The sequence below is a fragment of the Microbacterium sp. M3 genome (genome assembly GCF_033548675.1).
Classification (GTDB): domain Bacteria; phylum Actinomycetota; class Actinomycetes; order Actinomycetales; family Microbacteriaceae; genus Microbacterium; species Microbacterium arthrosphaerae.
On record NZ_JAWTZT010000005.1, the window covers coordinates 232,888 to 247,515 of the forward strand.

14 protein-coding genes are annotated in these 14,628 nt (G+C 71.7%); 4 read left to right on the top strand and 10 right to left on the bottom strand.

Translation table 11 applies throughout. The annotated features are described in order from the left end of the window. Positions 1-51: 51 nt before the first annotated feature. Positions 52-1,182, bottom strand: coding sequence for a thiamine pyrophosphate-dependent enzyme (locus R8Z57_RS15565; protein WP_318354691.1), 1,131 nt, complete (start codon positions 1,180-1,182; stop codon positions 52-54). Between the two features lie 85 nt (positions 1,183-1,267). Continuing rightward, positions 1,268-2,356 carry a histidinol-phosphate transaminase gene (locus tag R8Z57_RS15570; protein WP_318354692.1) on the bottom strand — a complete coding sequence of 363 codons (1,089 nt, stop codon included), beginning with the start codon at positions 2,354-2,356 and terminating at the stop codon, positions 1,268-1,270. Positions 2,357-2,569: 213 nt separating this feature from the next. On the opposite strand from R8Z57_RS15570, the gene R8Z57_RS15575 reads away from it, so the two are divergent. Next, positions 2,570-2,959, top strand: a complete 390-nt coding sequence (locus R8Z57_RS15575) for a phage holin family protein (protein WP_318354693.1) — start codon at positions 2,570-2,572, stop codon at positions 2,957-2,959. Between the two features lies 1 nt (position 2,960). Here the strand turns inward: R8Z57_RS15575 and R8Z57_RS15580 are convergent, their stop codons facing one another. The 3 genes from R8Z57_RS15580 to R8Z57_RS15590 all read right to left on the bottom strand — a co-directional run bounded on the left by R8Z57_RS15580 (position 2,961) and on the right by R8Z57_RS15590 (position 7,517). Next, positions 2,961-4,448 (bottom strand): hypothetical protein, encoded by a 1,488-nt coding sequence (locus R8Z57_RS15580; RefSeq protein ID WP_318354694.1) that lies wholly within the window; start codon positions 4,446-4,448, stop codon positions 2,961-2,963. After that, positions 4,445-4,753, bottom strand: coding sequence for a hypothetical protein (locus R8Z57_RS15585; RefSeq protein ID WP_318354695.1), 309 nt, complete (start codon positions 4,751-4,753; stop codon positions 4,445-4,447). Before R8Z57_RS15585 ends, R8Z57_RS15580 begins: the two co-directional genes overlap by 4 nt. 166 nt (positions 4,754-4,919) lie before the next feature. Then, entirely contained in the window at positions 4,920-7,517 is a 2,598-nt protein-coding gene (locus R8Z57_RS15590; protein ID WP_318354696.1) for an ExeM/NucH family extracellular endonuclease, read from the bottom strand. A gap of 182 nt (positions 7,518-7,699) precedes the next feature. Between R8Z57_RS15590 and R8Z57_RS15595 the strand changes: the two genes are divergently transcribed. Both R8Z57_RS15595 and purB read left to right on the top strand, forming a co-directional pair. Then, entirely contained in the window at positions 7,700-8,206 is a 507-nt protein-coding gene (locus R8Z57_RS15595; RefSeq protein ID WP_318354697.1) for a low molecular weight protein-tyrosine-phosphatase, read from the top strand. Between the two features lie 65 nt (positions 8,207-8,271). After that, complete coding sequence (gene purB / locus R8Z57_RS15600; protein ID WP_318354698.1) at positions 8,272-9,675, top strand: adenylosuccinate lyase; 1,404 nt, start codon at positions 8,272-8,274, stop codon at positions 9,673-9,675. Positions 9,676-9,826: 151 nt separating this feature from the next. Here the strand turns inward: purB and R8Z57_RS15605 are convergent, their stop codons facing one another. The 3 genes from R8Z57_RS15605 to R8Z57_RS15615 all read right to left on the bottom strand — a co-directional run bounded on the left by R8Z57_RS15605 (position 9,827) and on the right by R8Z57_RS15615 (position 12,486). Next, a complete protein-coding gene (locus tag R8Z57_RS15605) occupies positions 9,827-10,168 on the bottom strand; it encodes an amino acid transporter (protein ID WP_318354699.1) in 342 nt (113 codons plus the stop codon). Beyond that, the gene (locus R8Z57_RS15610) at positions 10,165-10,905 is read right to left on the bottom strand and encodes an acyl-CoA synthetase (protein WP_318354700.1); all 741 of its coding nucleotides are present in this window, start codon (positions 10,903-10,905) and stop codon (positions 10,165-10,167) included. Before R8Z57_RS15610 ends, R8Z57_RS15605 begins: the two co-directional genes overlap by 4 nt. Positions 10,906-11,109: 204 nt before the next feature. After that, the gene (locus R8Z57_RS15615) at positions 11,110-12,486 is read right to left on the bottom strand and encodes a pyridoxal phosphate-dependent decarboxylase family protein (RefSeq protein ID WP_378722492.1); all 1,377 of its coding nucleotides are present in this window, start codon (positions 12,484-12,486) and stop codon (positions 11,110-11,112) included. A gap of 168 nt (positions 12,487-12,654) precedes the next feature. Here R8Z57_RS15615 and R8Z57_RS15620 point away from each other — a divergent pair, with 168 nt between their 5' ends. Continuing rightward, the gene (locus tag R8Z57_RS15620) at positions 12,655-13,104 is read left to right on the top strand and encodes a hypothetical protein (RefSeq protein ID WP_318354701.1); all 450 of its coding nucleotides are present in this window, start codon (positions 12,655-12,657) and stop codon (positions 13,102-13,104) included. A gap of 404 nt (positions 13,105-13,508) precedes the next feature. Here the strand turns inward: R8Z57_RS15620 and R8Z57_RS15625 are convergent, their stop codons facing one another. Together R8Z57_RS15625 and R8Z57_RS15630 are read right to left on the bottom strand one after the other, a co-directional pair. Beyond that, positions 13,509-13,817 carry a SelT/SelW/SelH family protein gene (locus R8Z57_RS15625; protein WP_318354702.1) on the bottom strand — a complete coding sequence of 103 codons (309 nt, stop codon included), beginning with the start codon at positions 13,815-13,817 and terminating at the stop codon, positions 13,509-13,511. Beyond that, positions 13,814-14,623: an alpha/beta hydrolase gene (locus R8Z57_RS15630; protein ID WP_318354703.1), complete on the bottom strand. Its 810-nt coding sequence runs from the start codon at positions 14,621-14,623 to the stop codon at positions 13,814-13,816. Before R8Z57_RS15630 ends, R8Z57_RS15625 begins: the two co-directional genes overlap by 4 nt. Positions 14,624-14,628: the final 5 nt, after the last annotated feature.

A 14,628-nucleotide genomic window follows, 5' to 3' on the forward strand; every position in this document is an offset into this window, starting at 1 on the left:
CGGCCTCGGCGCGCGTCGCGGGCTCCGTCGTCGAGCGGATGTCGGTGTCGGTCACGATGCGCCTCCCTCGAAGGATGCCTCGTAGTCGGCGAGCCACCGCCGCTGCTCGTCCATGAGCGGGTGGGGCTCGGAGTACACGTGCGCGAACATCTCGTCGGGCTGGAGCCCGCCCAGCGCGTTCGTGCGGGTGCGGACGTCGTCGGCGAGCGCGGCCGCCTCGGCGTCGACGTCGGCGAAGAACGCCTCGGTCGCACCGCGGCCGAGCAGGAACGCCTTCATGCGGGCGATCGGGTCGCGGCGCAGCCACGACTCCTCCTCGCCGGAGGTGCGGTACTTCGTGGGGTCGTCGCTCGTGGTGTGCGCGCCGAGGCGGTACGTCATCGCCTCGATCGCCCGCGGGCCCTCACCCGCCCGGGCCTCGTCGAGCGCCGCGCGCGTCACGGCCCAGCTGGCCAGCACGTCGTTGCCGTCGATGAGGTGGCTCGGCATGCCGTATCCCTCGCCGCGCTTGTACAGCGGCGACGGCGACTGGGTCGAGACCGGCACCGAGATCGCCCACTGGTTGTTCTGCAGGAAGAAGACCTCGGGCGTGCGGTAGCTGGCCGCGAACACCATCGCCTCGTGCACGTCGCCCTGACTCGATGCGCCGTCGCCGTAGTAGACGATGACTGCCTCGTCGCGCTCGGCGTCGCCGGTGCCGCAGCGCCCGTCGAACACGAGCCCCATGCCGAACCCGGTCGCGTGCAGCGTCTGCGAGCCGAGCACCAGCGTGTAGATGTGCGTGTTGCCGTTCTTCGGGTCGGTCGGGTCCCACCCGCCGTGCGTGAGCCCGCGCATCACCCGGATGATGTCGATCGGGTCGACGCCGCGGATCTTCGTGACCACGTGCTCGCGGTACGACGGGAAGAGGTGGTCCTGCGGGCGGGCGGCGCGGGCGGAGCCCACCTGCGCGGCCTCTTGGCCATAGCTCGGCGGCCACAGCGCGAGCTGGCCCTGCCGCTGGAGGTTGGTCGCCTGCACGTCGAACGCGCGGATCACCGCCATGTCGCGGTAGAACGTCTCGAGGTCGCGGTCTCCGAGAGCCTCGACAGCCTGCCGATACGGTTCGGCGGCAGGGCTCGGCGCGAACGTTCCGTCCGCCTCGAGAAACCGCACCAGGGCGGAGTCGTCGTCCGGGATCATGAATTCACGCTATCTCTCCGTGCATGCGCCGTTCTGCATGCGTTCGACAATGGATGCCGCGATCCACCGCACGCGAGCGACAACCTCATCCTTCGTGCGAGGCCGAGACCGCCGCCGCGATCCGCAGCACCTTCTCGACCGATTCCTCCTCGCCGACCGAGATGCGGATGCCGTCGCCCGCGAACGGACGCACGATCAGGCCGGCCTCCTCGAACGTCGCGGCGAACGCCGCCGTCTCGTCGCCGGCGGGCAGCCACACGAAGTTGCCCTGGGCGTCCGGAACATCCCAGCCCGCCTCGCGGAGACCCGCCGCGAGGCGGTCGCGGCGCTCCGCGATCGCGCGGACCCGCTCCAGCAGCTCTTCCTCGGCGTCGAGACTCGCCAGGGCCGCCTCCTCGCCGTGAGCCGTGACCGACAGCGGGATCGCGGTGCTGCGGGCGGCGTCGAGCACGCGCGGGTGGCCGACCGCGTAGCCGACGCGGAGCGCCGCGAGGCCGTACGCCTTCGAGAACGTGCGCAGCACGACGACGTTCGGGTGAGCGCCGGAGGCGAGCACGCGGCGCCCGTCGACCGCGTCGGGCGCCGTGACGAACTCGTTGTACGCCTCGTCAAGGATGACGAGCACGTCGGCCGGCACGCGCTCGACGAAGGCGTCGAACTCGGCCTGCGTGACGACCGGGCCCGTCGGATTGTTGGGGCTGCAGACGATGACGGCGCGCGTGCGCTCGGTGATCGCCGCGGCCATCGCGTCGAGATCGTGGCGTGCGCCCTCCGCGAGCGGCACCTGCACCGCGGTGGCGCCGGCCACGACCGCGAGCCACGGGTACGCCTCGAACGACCGCCACGCGTAGACGACCTCGTCGCCCGGGCCCGACGTCGCCAGCACGAGCTGCGCGAGGATCGACACGCTGCCCGCGCCGATGTGGACCGCGTCGGACCCGACGCCGTAGCGCTCGGCCAGGCGCTCGCGCAGGCGGGCGGCGGTGGCATCCGGATACCGATTCAGTGCCGTCGCCGCCTGCACGCGCTCGAGCACTCCCGGAAGCGGGTCGAACGGGTTCTCGTTGCTCGACAGCTTGAACGCATCGGCGCCGGCCTGCCGGCCCTGCTTGTACGGCGGCAGCGCGGCGACCTCGGGGCGCACGCGGACGGGGATCTCGGGAGCGTCGGTCACGTGCCGAGTCTACGAGCGGGACGGATGCCGCGTCTCGGGCCGGTGCGCCCCCGGTGGCCGCCTACCGGCCCTGAGGGCTGCCGGCGCAGTCACTCCTCAGCGCAGTCCCCCGGCGCAGTCCCTCCCCTGCGCAGTCCCTCCCCGGCGCAGTCCCTCCCCGGGGCGGCGCGTTCCGTTGGCCGAGCGGGACGCCCGTGGAAGACTGGGCGCACTATGGGCTTCCTCATCCGCGTCGTCGTCAACGCGTTCGCGATCTGGGTGGTCACCCTGATCCCGGCGCTCCAGGTCTACGTCGTCCCGTTCCCGCCGGGAGAGACGCTCCAGCTGGTGCTGACGCTCCTCATCGTCGCCGCCATCTTCGCGCTGGTGAACACCATCATCGGCACCGTCATCAAGGTGCTGGCGTTCCCCCTCTACATCCTGACCCTCGGCCTCATCGGCCTCCTGATCAACGCCTTCCTGCTCTGGCTCACGGCGTGGTTCACGGGCTTCTGGAACTGGGGCCTGCGGGTCGAGGACTTCTGGTGGGGCGTCGTGGCCGCCCTCATCATCACGCTCATCAACTGGGTCTTCGGCATCATCCTGCGACCGCGCAAGGACTGACTCACCCGGTGCCGCGGGTCGCGGCGTACTCGGTCACGGTCACCCCCTCGGCCTCGGCCAGCCCGCCGAACACGTCGCGGAGGCCGTCCACCCTCGGATCGGTGGAGGCGTCCACGAGCGCCGCCGTCTCGGCGTAGGCGCTCACTGGGTGAGCGGGCACCTGGACGTCATCGAGGCCGGCGTCGGGGTCGTACACGCGCTCGGCGACGAAGCTGCCCGGCGCCCCGACCGACTGCCCGTGCCCGCCGCCGGCGAGCGCGGCGACGGGGTCGTCGGTGTGGCGCAGCGCGACACTGAGGGTGCCCGGTCCGACGTCGCCGTCGACCGGCGACCCCAGCGTGACGGCGGTCTGCACGTCGTACGGGCTCTCCAGCGCGAGGTGGGTCACGATCATGCCGCCGGCCGAGTGCCCGAACGCGTGGACGACGTCGCCGGGCTCGGCGCCGGCCGCGGCGAGCGCCGCCTCGGTCGCCGCGTACGAGTCCGACATCTGCCCCGTGTACAGCTGGACGTTCGAGGTGTTGTCCCAGGGGTCGGCGCCGCCGATCCCCGCCGACTGCATCCCGGCGACGTACACCGCGTACTGACGGGAACCGTCGGGCATGGTGTACCGCTCGACCCGCACCCGTGAGTCACCGGCCCCCGGCATCCGCTCGGTCACGGCGACCAGGCTCTGCGGCGCCACCGTCGATCCCTTCGCGAGTGACGGCGCCGACGACGAGACGTTCGGCGCCGTGGCCGGCACCGGCGTCACCGTGACCGGACCCGCCTGGCCCGACAGCCGGTCGTGCCGCCAGTGGCGCCCGGCACCGGCAGTCCCGACGACCACCGCTCCGCCGATCGTGAGCAGGCCCGTGCCGGCGCCGACGACGATCCCGCCCGGCCCGCTGAAGAGCTCGCCGGCGCTCACGCCCCATTGGGTCGACTGGCGCACCAGTTCGCCGGGCCAGGCGAGGGTGCGGTCGAACTCGGCCATGAGGGCCGCGCTCCACGCGTCGGGATGGTCTTCGGCGAGCGCGTCCAGTGCCTCGCTCAGCGAGTCGGCCAGGCTCGCGTCGCCGGCCAGCACCGCCGCCTGCTGCGCCGCGCGGAGCTCGACGATCTCGTAGGCGAGCGCCGCCTCGCGCAGCGCCGCGGCGATCGCGAGCGCCTCGGATTTCGCCGCGTTCAATTGGATGCTGAGCGCCGCCGCGGACGCCGCCGCGTCGGAGGCTCCCGCGCCGGTGCTCAGCACCATGTTCCGCAGGATCCCGAGGCTGTCGCCGATGTCGGCGAGCTCACCCTCCGACGCCTCGAAACGCGCGGCCGCCTCGCGCAGCGTCACGGTGTCGACCGCGACCACGCCGCCACCGCGGATCTGCAGGCCGTCATCCACCCGCGGCCAGGCCTCACTGACGCGCCCGATGCCGAAGTCGCGCCCTCCCCCGGGCGAATCCGCCGCCTGAGGGGCTGCGGGGTCGAGCGGGTCTGCACCGAGCCCGCCGCTCATCGGATGCCGCCCGGGCGCGTGAACCCGGCCGTGGCCTCGGCGTACAGCGCGCGGTCGCGGGCATGGGCGGCGTCGATCCGGGCGGTCTCGGCCAGGCAGCTGAGCCCCGAGACGTCGCCGGCCCACAGGGTGGCTCGGTCGTGGAAGGCGGTGGCCGCCTTCGCCTGCCAGTCGGTGGCGCCGGCGAGTCCGCGGGCCACGAGCGCGGCATCCGCCAGGTTCTCGATGAGGAGCGCCAGCTGGCGCTCCACCGTGGTCAGCTGTTGCGCCGCCGTGCCGGCGGGCGAGGTGTATGCGAGCGTCACGGGTCGATCCTCACGCCGTCGCTGCGACCCCGGCCGGCGCTCTGGTCGATCTGTTCAAAACGCCGCGCGGTCTCCGGCTGGGGAGGAGGGGCGCCGCTCCGGATGGAACGACGCCCCTCACCGGCCGCGAGACGGAGCCCGCGGCCGGATCACTCTCGGGATGCGGCTACTTGCGCACCGACACCTCGACCGTCTCGATCGTGGTGTTGCCCGCGGCATCCGTCGCCGTCCAGGTGAGGCGGTAGACCGCACCCTTCACGGCCTTGACGTCGACGGTGTCGTCGTCGATCTGCTCCCAGTCCGCCTTGGCGGTGCTCGCCTCGATGTCGGTCAGCTCGACGGTGACGTCGCCGCGGTCGTCGGCGGCGTCGATCGAGAACTCGATCGTGCGCATCTTGTTGTTGGGCGGCCACACGGTCTCGGCGTCGGCGGTCACCTCGAGGGTGGGAGCCGTCGTGTCGGGCGTCAGGTTCAGCCCGACGATCACCGGGTCGTGATCGCTCGACCGGTACGGGTCGGGCGCGTACAGCGCGTCCTGCGCGGGCTGCTTGAACGACATGTCGTAGTCGATCAGGCTCGGCTCGTCGGAGTTGATGTGCCACGACGAGACCCGCGACACGTCCGCGGTGAGAGCGGGCTGCGCGAGCGCGTAGTCGAGGTACCCCAGCTGCCCGTCGAAGACGTACGAGTACGCGTGCTCGCCGTTGTCCCTCTTCTCCAGGTCGGTGAAGCCGCCCGCGACGAAGGCGTCGATCGAGTCCTCGTGGTCGTACGAGTTCAGGTCGCCGATCACGATCGCGCGGCCGTCCGGCGCCACGGTCGTGTTCAGCCAGTTCGTCAGCGCCGTGGCCGCGGCGGTGCGCGAGGCGCTGCAGTTGCCCTGGCCGTCCTTGAGGTCGGGGCTCTCGGTGCACGCCGAGCCCTTCGACTTCAGGTGGTTGACCGACACGACGAACTCGTCGCCCGACTCGGTCGCCGCGAAGCGCTGCGTCACCGCGGGGCGGTGACGCTCATCCGACCAGGTCGGGTCCACGGCGCTGGACATCAGCTGGTGCGCGCCCACCGGCGTGACCGTCGACGGCTTGTAGATGATCGCCGTGGCGATGGCATCCGTGCCGATGACACCCGTGTTCACCGGCACGTACGTGCCCGCACCGACCTTCGCGTTGAGCGCGTCGGCGAGCGTCTGGACCGCGGTGCCGTTGTTCTCGATCTCGAGCAGCCCGAACACGTCGGCGTCGATGGCGGCGAGCGCCGCCACGATCTTGTCCTGCTGACGCTGCAGCTCCTCCGCCGAGTCGGCGCCACGAGTGCGGTCGTCGTCGCGGTCGTTCGTCGGCGTGGGGTCGATCGTGGTGAAGTAGTTCAGCACGTTGAAGCTCGAGATCTTGAGGTCTCCGCCCACGTCCGGCACCGCCGGCCGCGCGTTCGCGACCGTGAAGTCGGCACCGGTGGTCGGCTGCACGCCCCACGTGTCGAAGCGGTAGTCCAGCACGCCGGTGGCGTTCTGCACGAGGTCGCCGCTGCGGAAGGAGTGCTCGAGCGTGAACACCTCGCCGTCCGGGTGGATGGCCGGGTCGGGGTTCTGGGTGCCCCGGCCGTCGTCGAGCGTGATGCTGTTGTCGAGGTTCGCGGCTGCCAGCGCGTTCGCCGCGGCGCCGGGCTCGACCACCGCGGTCGGCTGGTCGAGGCGCCCGTTGGTGAGCGTGATGGTGCCGAAGCGGCCGTACTCGAACGTCTCGCCGATCGCGAGGTTCTGCGGCAGCGTCACCGACATGCCCTCGAGCGCCTCGCGCTGTGCGGTCGTCGCCGGCAGCGTGAGCTCCGCCGGCGCCGGCAGCTCCTGCCCCGTCGCGCACACCTCGACATCGCCGGCCACGACCTGGGTGAGGCCGAAGTACTCCGCGACCTCGCCCGCGACGCTGACGCTGTCGCCCACGGCGACGTCGGCACCGCCCTCGGCGTAGACGAAGACGCCGTCCGAGGTGGCCGGGTCGCCGTCGCCGGCATCCTGCACGTAGTAGCCGTCGAAGCCGCCGTCGGCCTGGAAGTCGCCCACGACGACGCCCTTGATCAGCACGTCCTGTCCCTGGATGGGCGATGCGGCGCCCGGGCCCTGGACGGATCCGATGGTCACCGGCGTCGCGGCGCAGTCCGCCTCGAGCTCGGGCTCGGGGTCGGGGGGCGTCAGGTGCCAGCCGAGGCCGTCGACCGTGTCGGAGGCGAAGCCGGTCCACTCGACGGCGGGGTCGAAGGCATCGGAGCCGTTCGTGTCGCCCTGCACGATGTTCGCGTTGCGCCGCAGCGTGTTGTCGGCGGTGGAGGCGAGGCCTGTTCCCCACTGGGTACCGGGGTCGTTCCCGATCTGGCCGATCACGTCGACGAAGTCCGTGCCCTTGACCAGCGCCACGGCGTCGTTGCCGTTGAACAGGCCGGTACCGACCGTCTGGTCCGCTTGGGCGAGGATGGTGGCGTTCGCCCCCGAGTGCGCGAACACGAAGACGCCGCCGGGAGCGACGGTTCCCGTGAGGGTGACCGTGAGTCCGGCCGACGCGCTGCCGTTCGAGTACTGCTGCAGCTTGTAGCCGGAGGCGGCGAGGTCGACGGGCGTGGCGCCCGGGTTGTAGATCTCGATCGCCTTGTTGTTCGACGATCCTTCGACATACTCGCTGATGAAAAGATCACCGGATGCCGCGGCCGCCGGCGCGGCGAAGGCCACGACGCCGGTCAGGGCGAGCGAGACGGCCGCGATCGATGCGGCCATCGGGCGGTGTGCTGGGGACACGGAACCTCCACGGAGCATGGCGGCCGGTGGGCCGCGCAGGGAAACGGGCACGCCGATCGCATGCCCGTCCGTCACAAGCTAGGGGAGCGGCATCCGTCCTCGAAAGACCCCAGGAGGAGAGATCCTTAACGTTCGGTGTCGGCTCGGCCAGAATGGAGTTCATGACTGCGACCGACTCGGCGCCCTTCCGCGTCGTGTTCGTGTGCACCGGGAACATCTGCCGCTCGCCGATGGCGGAGGTGGTGTTCCGTGGATTCGCGGATGCCTCGGGCCTCGGCACGCGCGTCGGCTCGACGAGTGCGGGCACCGGCGACTGGCACGTCGGCGAGCGCGCCGACCAGCGCACGATCGAGGCGCTGGAGCGCGCCGGCTACGACGGGAGCCTGCACCGCGCGCGGCAGTTCACGCACGGCGACTTCGCGCGCAGCGACCTGGTCGTCGCACTCGACCGCAGCCATGAGCGGATCCTCCGCGGGTGGGCGCGCACCGAGGGCGACGCCGACAAGATCGCGCTGCTGATGTCGTTCGACCCGGCCGCGACCACGCTCGACGTGCCCGACCCGTACTACGCGGGGCCCGGGATGTTCGACGAGGTGCTCGGTATGATCGAGAGCGCGAGCCGGGCGCTCTTCCGGCAACTCGAACCCGCCATCCGCCCGGTGCCCTGACACCGGATCGACGGCCGCCCCGATGCGAGGCGCCGCCGGGTTCGCCGAGACCGACGGGAGACACCGTGACCTCTCTGCCTCCGCAGCCCCTCAGCCCCCTCGACGGCCGGTACCGTGCCGCCGTCGGCGAGCTCGGCGAGTACCTCTCGGAGGCGGGCCTGAACCGCGCCCGGGTCGAGGTCGAGGTCGAGTGGCTGATCGCCCTCACCGACCGGTCGCTGTTCGGCACGTCGCCGCTCGCGGACGACGACAAGGCGCGTCTGCGCGCGCTGTACCTGGAGTTCGGGCAGGCCGAGATCGACTGGCTCGCGGAGAAGGAGTCGGTCACCCGCCACGACGTGAAGGCCGTCGAGTACCTCGTGCGCGACCGCCTGTCGACGCTGGGGCTCGACGCGATCGCCGAGCTGACGCACTTCGCGTGCACGAGCGAGGACATCAACTCCACGTCGTACGCCCTCACGGTGCAGCGTGCCGTGCAGCGCTTGTGGCTGCCGAAGCTCGAGCAGGTCATCGCCGCGCTGCGGGCCCTGGCGATCGAGCACCGTGCCGCCCCGATGCTCTCGCGCACCCACGGCCAGCCGGCGACGCCGTCGACCATGGGCAAGGAGCTCGGCGTCTTCGTGTGGCGTCTGGAGCGGGTCGCCGCCCAGATCGCCGGCGGCGAGTTCCTCGCGAAGTTCTCCGGCGCGACCGGCACATGGTCGGCACACCTCGCCGCCGATCCCGATGCCGAATGGCCGGGCATCTCGCTGGAGTTCATCGAGTCGCTCGGCCTCGACTTCAACCCCGTGACGACCCAGATCGAGTCGCACGACTGGCAGGTCGAGCTCTACGACCGCGTGCGTCATGCCGGCGGAATCCTGCACAACCTCGCCACCGACATCTGGACGTACATCTCGATCGGCTACTTCACGCAGATCCCGGTCGCCGGCGCCACCGGCTCGTCGACGATGCCTCACAAGATCAACCCGATCCGCTTCGAGAACGCCGAGGCGAACCTCGAGATCTCGGGCGGCCTGCTCGCGACGCTGTCGCAGACGCTCGTCACCTCGCGCCTCCAGCGCGACCTCACCGACTCGACGACGCAGCGCAACATCGGCGTCGCGTTCGGCCACTCGCTGCTCGCGCTCGACAACCTGCAGCGCGGCCTGAAGGAGATCTCGCTCGCCGAGGACGTGCTGCTGGCCGACCTCGACCAGAACTGGGAGGTGCTCGCCGAGGCCATCCAGACCGTGGTGCGTGCCGAGATCGCCGCGGGGCGCTCGCAGATCAGCGACCCCTACGCGCTCCTCAAGGACCTCACCCGCGGCCGCCGCGTCGGCGCCCCCGAGCTGGCCGATTTCGTGCGCGGTCTCGACATCGGCGACGAGGCGAAGGAGCGCCTGCTGGCCCTCACGCCCGCGACGTACGACGGTCTCGCGGCGCAGCTCGTCGACGAATACCTGGTGGTCGAGACGCCGGAGGCCTGAGCGCGTTCCGGCCGCTGACGTCGACTCTTCGGTTTCGAATCGCGCACTTGGCGGTTTTCCGGCCCCGGAAAGTGCAAAGTGCGCGATTCGAACGGGTGGAGCCACGGACACCGACGCACCGGACGACTGGTCCGGTTGCGGTGCGACGACCTCAGGCCTTCGGATCTCCGGATGCCGCGGCATCCGGATTCTCGCCGTCGCGCGGCTCTGCGGTCTCGTCGTAGAGGACGGGCTTGTCGATCTGCTTCGTGACCTGCGCGGGGTCGACGGCGAGGAGCAGCAGCGACACGATCAGCAGCACGGCGATGAAGCTGACGCCGGCGATGACGAGCGCCGTGACGACGGCGGCCTGCGCCTCTTCGGCGGTGCGCTGCTGGAAGAAGCCCATCGACACCAGCGTGACGACGCCAGCGAAGAGGGCGGCGCCGAAGGCGAGCCCGAGCAGCTGCAGGGGCTTGAGGAGGTCGCGGCGGGTGGGGCTTTCGTGGCTCACGCGGAGTCCTTCTGCGGGTTCGGGTCGGCGGGCGCGGCGGCCTCGGCCGTGGCGGGCGCGATCGGCGCCGAGGGTGCGTCTTCTGGATCGGCCGGGCGCGGCGAGAACCCCGCGATGCCGAGGTACACCGCGACGATGGCGGCGTATCCCCCGAACAGCCCGACGCCGATCGTGATGCCGGTGAGGGTGAACGTCTGGTGCGCCTCTTCGATCGTGTAGTCCAGCGCGTATGCCGGCTGGACGAACAGCAGCGCGACGCCGAGCAGCGCGGTCACGACGCCGACCACGATGGCGTCGCGAGCCTCGGCGCGCGGCCAGGGGGTGCGCTCGGGCCGGGCATCGGCGACGCCCGGCGCGATCTCGCGGCGGCCGCGGCTCGAGCCGCCCCGCCAGCCGGCGATGGCCTCGAGCGCGCCGGCGACGAGCGCCCAGACGATCACGACGGCGAAGTAGCCGATGACGGTGCGGAGGGGATACAGGCCGCTCACCATGCCGGCGACGACGGTGACGCCGCCGAGGGCGGCGGCCGGCCAGCGGCGCCCGACCGGGTAGACCAGCCACACCGAGAGGAGCAGCACCAGACCCGTGGCGATCGCGAAGCCGCTGAAGACGGCGCTGCCGACCGCGGCCGAGTGGTCGGGCGAGAACGTGATCATGAGGGCCGCGATCGCCGCGAACGCGGCGCGCGCGAGCTGCACGTGGCGCACGTCGAACGTGCGGGAAGCGGCTGATGTCACGGTGATCCTGCGGAGCGGGCGGGTCCTCGCGAGCGAGAACGGATGCCTCCAGTCTACGTGCGTCGCGCGGCGCCGCCCCCGGTGCCCTCGTTCCCCTCTGACCGCGAGACAGCACCCGACGGACGAGACTGCGGCGGATACCCGCTGTCTCGGCGGTCGGGTGCAGTCTCGCGGCCGGGGGCCTGGGCCAGGACCGGCGGGGCGTCAGCGCAGAGTGTCGAGGATGCCGGTCAGCAGCTCGAAGGTCGTGAGCGGCGAGATGATCGCGAAGCGCAGCACCGGCTCGCCGTGGTGGGAGCTCGGGACGACGAACGCCTGCTGCTCGTCGAGGAGCTCGGCCGACCACGCCTCGTAGTCCGCCAGCGTCCAGCCCTCACGGCGGAAGACGACGACCGACAGCTGCGGCTCACGGACGAGCGACAGCCCCTCGCGCGCGTCGATCTCGTCGGCGATCCGCCGCGCGAGGTCGATGCCGTACTCGATCGTGGCCCGGTACTGCGCGGTGCCGTGGGTCGCGAGCGAGAACCACAGCGGCAGTCCGCGGGCGCGACGGGTGAGCTGGATCGCGAGGTCGGACGGGTTCCAGTCGGGCTTGCCCGTGAGGGTGTCGAGGTACTCGGCCTTCTGCGTGTGCGCGGTGAGAGCGAGCTCGGGCTCGCGGTAGATCAGCGCGCACGCGTCGAACGGCGCGAACAGCCACTTGTGCGGGTCGACGATGAGAGAGTCGGCGAGCTCGACGCCCGCGAATGCCGGCCGCATGCGCTCGACCAGCATCGCGGCCAGGCCGTAGGCCCCGTCGACGTGGAACCACACGCCGCGCTCGCGCGCGACAGCGCCGACCCCCGCGATGTCGTCGACGATGCCGAAGTTCGTGGTGCCGCCGGTGGCGACCACGGCGAAGACGGCGTCGCCGTGCTCGTCCAGCGCGCGCGTCACTGCCTCGCCGTGGAGCCGCCCGTCCGCGTCGACGGCGGCCGTGACCACGTCCACGTCCATGACGGCGGCCGCCGACGCGATCGACGAATGGGCCTCGGCGCTGCAGACGACCACCCAGCGCGCGGGCGCAGGACGCCCCGCTTCGGACGCGCGGCGGCGTGCGGCATCCCGCGCGGTCACCAGCGCCGAGAGGTTGCCGATGGTGCCGCCCTGCACGAAGACCCCGCCGGCGCCGGCGGGCATGCCGAACTCGCGCGCCAGCCAGTGCAGCACCTCGTTCTCGGCGTACACCGCGCCGGCGCCCTCCATCCACGAGCCGCCGTAGATGGCGGATGCCGAGACCACGACGTCGAACGCCAGCGAGGCCTTGCTCGGTGCCGAGGGGATGAACGACAGGTAGCCCGGGTGGTCGGTCGAGACGCAGGCGGGAGCGAGCACGTTCTCGAAGAGCGCGATCGCCCGGCGCGAGCCGATGCCCTCCGGCGTGATCGAGCCGGAGGCCAGCCGCTCGAGGTCGCGCGGGGTGAGCGGCTTGTCGAGCGGCACGTCTTCGTACAGGGCCCGGCGGCGCGCGTACTCGAGCACGTCTTCGACGGTGTGGCGGGTGTCGGGCGAGATGCTGTGCATGTCGGCGGGCGAAGTCACGGGCGGTCCTTCCGGTGCGGCGGCGTGGCAAGGCTATTCGCAAGCCCCGCACCGGGCAATCGTGCCGTCGTGGGCATCCAGCAGGAATGGAGAAGCACGCCGGAGTCCTGCGTCATAGCGTGAGATCACGAGCCGCACGGCGGTCCCACGAACGCAAGGAGCAGAGACATGGCCGGGAAGACGTCGACCGACGGACTGAGTCAGGAAGAGCGCGAAGCCGTCAAGGAGCGCGCGAAGGAGCTGCGCGCCCAGGCGAAGGCGGGCAAGAACCGCGAGGCGGGCACCAAGCAGGTGCTCGAGGCCATCGCCAAGCTCGACGGCACCGACAAGGACATCGCGGAAGGGCTGCACAAGGTGGTGGGCGAGGTCGCCCCCGACCTCGTGCCGAAGACGTTCTACGGGTTCCCGGCCTACGCCAACGCCGACGGCAAGGTCGTCGTCTTCACCCAGCCGGCGTCGAAGTTCAAGACCCGCTACGCCACGATCAACTTCGACGAGCCCTCGCACCTGGACGACGGCGACATGTGGCCGGTGGGTTTCGCGGTGATCTCGTGGACGCCCGAGGTCCAGAAGCGGGTCACCCAGCTCGTGAAGGCGGCGGTCGCCGAGCCCGCCTGACGCCCGCGCCGCCGCTCTGCGGCGTGCGCCGCGTGACCGCGGGGCGCGGCATCCGTTCTCTATTCCGGATGCCGCGCCCCGCGGTCGTATGCCGAGACCCCTCGGCTTCCCGCGCAGACCTCCGCGACGAGGCCGCCCGAGCGCCACGAAGTCGGAGATCTGCGGAACGTCGGGTCATAGGCGGCGTGGTGGTCCGATCAGCAGGATTTCTCCGACTTCGTGGTTGCCCGGGTCCCGCGGGGAGGGGCTCGTGTCCCCGGCCCGTTGCGGCCGGGTCGCGCCACGGAGTCGGAGAACTGCGGAAAGTCGGACGGACCGGACCGGAGTGATCCGATCGGCGGGCGAGCTCCGACTTCGTGGTTGCCGGATTCCCGCGGAGAGGTCGTGTCCCCAGCCCCGGGGGATCAGGAACCGGCGGGCGGGGCCGCGCGGGCCACGCGGTCGGCGTGACCCAGTGCGCGGCCGGGCGCGATGCGATCGCGCACCCGTCGCTTCAGGGCGACGATGTCGGGGAAACCGCCATCGGCCGCTCGCGACCACACCAGCTCGTCGTCGGCGTAGACCTCGAAGATGCCGCCGGTGCCGGGCTCGAGCGTCGCGCCACCGCCCATGAGCTCGTCCTGGAACGTGGTGAGCAGCTCCTGGGCGATCCATGCCGCGCGGAGCATCCACGCGCACTGCGTGCAGTAGACCACGCGGATCCGGTGGGTCATGCCGGGCTCCCGTCCGCGAGGAAGTCCCGCGCGAGGTCGCGGAAGACGCGTGAGCCCGGCGTGTTGAAGTGATGTCGTCCGGGGATTTCGACGAACGTGCCGGCGGGCGCGGTGGACGCGAGGGTGCGCGAGCGCTCGAGGATCGCGTCCTCCGAGCCGGTCGCGAACAGCACCGGCTGCGTGGGCGGCCGCTGCGGATCCGGGTCGGCGTCACCGAACCGCATGCCCTCCGCGAGCGCGATCAGGGCCCGCAGATCGTTCGTGTGCACGCGCTCGGCCAGCCGCACGTAGTTCTGCGTCACCGGGTCTTCGACCGGTATGCCCTCCTCGGCATACGCCCGCGCCTGCTCGATGCGGAGGCGACCGAGCGGGCGGCCGTCGGGGATGCCGCCGAGCACGGCGCGCCCGACGTGCTCGGGGGCGTCGACCGCCAGCTGCCAGCCGACGCGCGCGCCCAGCGAGTACCCGACGTAGCGCACGGCGTCGAGGAGGTAGGTGTCGAGGACCGCGATGAGATCGCCGACGAACGCCGACATCGAGTAGGCACGGGCGTCCTGCGGCTTGTCGCTGGCGCCGTGCCCGCGCTGGTCGACGCCGATCACGCGGTATCCCGCGGACGTGAGCATCCGCACCCAGCCCGTCTCGACCCAGTTGTCGCGGCAGCTCGACGCGAAGCCGTGGACGCAGAGCACCGGCTCGGCGTCGGGCTCTCCCCACGCGTACGTCGCGATCTGATACCCCTCTGCGGTCATCACGTAGCTCGGGGCGGGCATCTCGGTCCGCGGAAGCGAGGCGGCGGCATCCATATCGC

Coding starts and splice junctions, on each gene's coding strand:
- R8Z57_RS15565 (WP_318354691.1), bottom strand. CDS start 1,182: ATGATCCCGGACGACGACTCCGCCCTGGTGCGGTTTCTCGAGGCGGAC.
- R8Z57_RS15575 (WP_318354693.1), top strand. CDS start 2,570: ATGGGCTTCCTCATCCGCGTCGTCGTCAACGCGTTCGCGATCTGGGTG.
- R8Z57_RS15580 (WP_318354694.1), bottom strand. CDS start 4,448: ATGAGCGGCGGGCTCGGTGCAGACCCGCTCGACCCCGCAGCCCCTCAG.
- R8Z57_RS15590 (WP_318354696.1), bottom strand. CDS start 7,517: ATGGCCGCATCGATCGCGGCCGTCTCGCTCGCCCTGACCGGCGTCGTG.
- R8Z57_RS15595 (WP_318354697.1), top strand. CDS start 7,700: ATGACTGCGACCGACTCGGCGCCCTTCCGCGTCGTGTTCGTGTGCACC.
- R8Z57_RS15620 (WP_318354701.1), top strand. CDS start 12,655: ATGGCCGGGAAGACGTCGACCGACGGACTGAGTCAGGAAGAGCGCGAA.
- R8Z57_RS15625 (WP_318354702.1), bottom strand. CDS start 13,817: ATGACCCACCGGATCCGCGTGGTCTACTGCACGCAGTGCGCGTGGATG.
- R8Z57_RS15630 (WP_318354703.1), bottom strand. CDS start 14,623: ATGGATGCCGCCGCCTCGCTTCCGCGGACCGAGATGCCCGCCCCGAGC.